At 38.1% G+C, this 2269-nt stretch carries 1 protein-coding gene and 1 pseudogene; one reads left to right on the top strand and one right to left on the bottom strand.

What is annotated here, in order from left to right; genetic code table 11:
• Positions 1–323 precede the first annotated feature (323 nt).
• Positions 324–549, bottom strand: a pseudogene (locus BUA75_RS16205) (IS4 family transposase); the annotation flags it as partial.
• Between the two features lie 595 nt (positions 550–1144).
• Here BUA75_RS16205 and BUA75_RS15770 point away from each other — a divergent pair.
• Positions 1145–1504 carry a transposase gene (locus BUA75_RS15770; RefSeq protein WP_072875492.1) on the top strand — a complete coding sequence of 120 codons (360 nt, stop codon included), beginning with the start codon at positions 1145–1147 and terminating at the stop codon, positions 1502–1504.
• Positions 1505–2269 lie beyond the last annotated feature (765 nt).

Here is a 2269-nt window from a genome sequence, read left to right as displayed (position 1 = left end):
AGACCCCCAATTATACCTACGAAAATGGAGAGAAGAAGTAAAAGCAAAGGTTCCCTATAGGGCTTGTTGAGCCAGCGAGAGATAATAGGGTCTTTTGCACTCACTGTTACAAACTGGTTATGCATGGGTTGATCATACACCTTCTTCTCATTTATGTTATGGAATTCTTTTTCTGATTTTTTTTTTGCATCACAATGTATCTTCAGAGTACAAATGTCAGTATATCAGAATCACTCAAGTTTCGCGTTCTTAGGCAGCCAGTTTCTCTTGATAGAAATGGGTAAATGAGTCATAAACTGCAGAATTATCATATCGATTCCGGTGTCGTATGTACGTTCCTGTAACTCCTTCGCCAGCCGGAGGGTCTGACTTGCTCGCCTTGAAAAAGGACTCAATATCCCAGTGCTTGTCATAGATGCGAATGACTTCATCGTCCGACAGACTTATATCCGTGGATAGCAGAGCCAGCCACTGACAAGAGAGATTCCTGTCTCGCACGAACACGATTTTTGCAGGAACGGGGTTCCCCTTTGCATCCTGTTCAATTGTGTCATCATGATGGAGTTAAGGATTTTTGCCCATTCACGGCCCTGTCAGCATCAGTTGTAAAATCTCCACTAGGAACCTGACATTCTCCCTGAGGGGGAGAGAATCTCGGGCGAGATCGAAAGACCATACGTGGATGGCTTTTTCAGTAGGAACCTAGAGCTTATCATCACATATCTATCAAAACTGTTGTCGAACCTTATGCGGAATTTATCCGAAAACGGATGCAGGATGGTTGTGTGAATGCAGTTATCTTGTTGGATAAGATTGGGTAACAAGGATATATCGGGGGTGTGACGACGCTACGCAACTTTATGCGTCCATCTTTAGGCATGGGGAGGATGTCAACTTTGTAAATTTGAAGGTCATTGGTATTAGTGATATGTGTGATTGTTGCTTGGACTTTCTGTGTATTTACAATATATATGTTTAAGGTGTACAAACACTCCAATAACTCTAAACATAAAAACAATCCATACATCGTTATCCTCTTATGAAATAAAATTAAGTCTTTTTTTGGTCATAACTGCCGGATAGCGACGGAAACTAGCAGTGATTCGTCATCGCCGAATTCATCCCACACAGTGTTTGATATCCAATGAAATTTCCAATACGATTATGGAAACTGATTCGTACATATGTCCAGAAAAAACCGCTTACTTACCGCACGACAACTCGTGAAGGCCACAGGGAGTACAAATCTGATCCAGCAATTTGCAAGACAAGTCCTCTTCTGGCTCTGTGTACTTTGTCCCGCAACCAGCAAAAAGTTTTGGTACGACACGTATGGGAGGACAGCAAAGAGAGGGTCCAAGAGTACCGATTTAGTAAATCTGGGAAACGCCTATACAGACTCAGCAAGCAAACCATTGAACGAGGTTTGCAGATGCAAAACAGCTTCATAGATACAGATATGCGGAGTTCCGAGGCAGGGACAAAATGTTCAAACAGTCACTAATGACTGCTGTCTTTGAGAACATGAAAAAATCTCCTTTTACCTAGCATAACGAGTTGGATAAAGGGAGATTCACATTTCCTATTTATACAATTCTGTATAGATAAAACCACAAATATATTGCTTTAATTGAAAAAGACCAATCGCAGTGGTCTTTTTCTACAGCCTGATTAACTATCTTATAGTTAATTTATTCTCGTCTTCGTACATATATGACTTTAACTACAATTGCTATAATTAATACGTTCACTAGGATCCATATTCCTGTAATAAAAATTCCCAGAAATTCATGTTGCAGATGTTTATATTCGTTAGTAACTAGCATTATATAATTAAATTGCATTAGTAAAGCAATCATTGCAATATATCTAGATATCCTAAGTTTTTTTCTGTTATTTGTTACTTTAAATGAAATTTTCAATATATTACCTCCATCGCCTATATGTAAACACATAACAGTTCACTTATATGTAGAATTGATTGACAATAACCTATTTTTCGAAAATTAATATTAACACCTAAGAGTTGTTGTTGGATTGTTTATCTTTCTTAGAAAAATGCAGGTCTAAAATATGAATTACATATGAGAAACATGTAATATCTAATAAAAAAGTACTATATACTATAGCGCTTGCCAATATAAGTATAAATGTAATTTGAATACTATTCAATATTGCGCGATCACTCAGCTAAAATCTTACCGAAAGGGTATCGGCTCACTCAAACAGAAATCTTACCGAAGGGATCGATGTGCGGATGTCCATGCAG

It is taken from the genome of Alicyclobacillus tolerans (assembly GCF_900142255.1).
GTDB classification, from domain to species: domain Bacteria; phylum Bacillota; class Bacilli; order Alicyclobacillales; family Alicyclobacillaceae; genus Alicyclobacillus_I; species Alicyclobacillus_I tolerans.
Note: the sequence above shows the minus strand (reverse complement) of the source record. Positions and strands in the feature narration are given on the sequence as shown.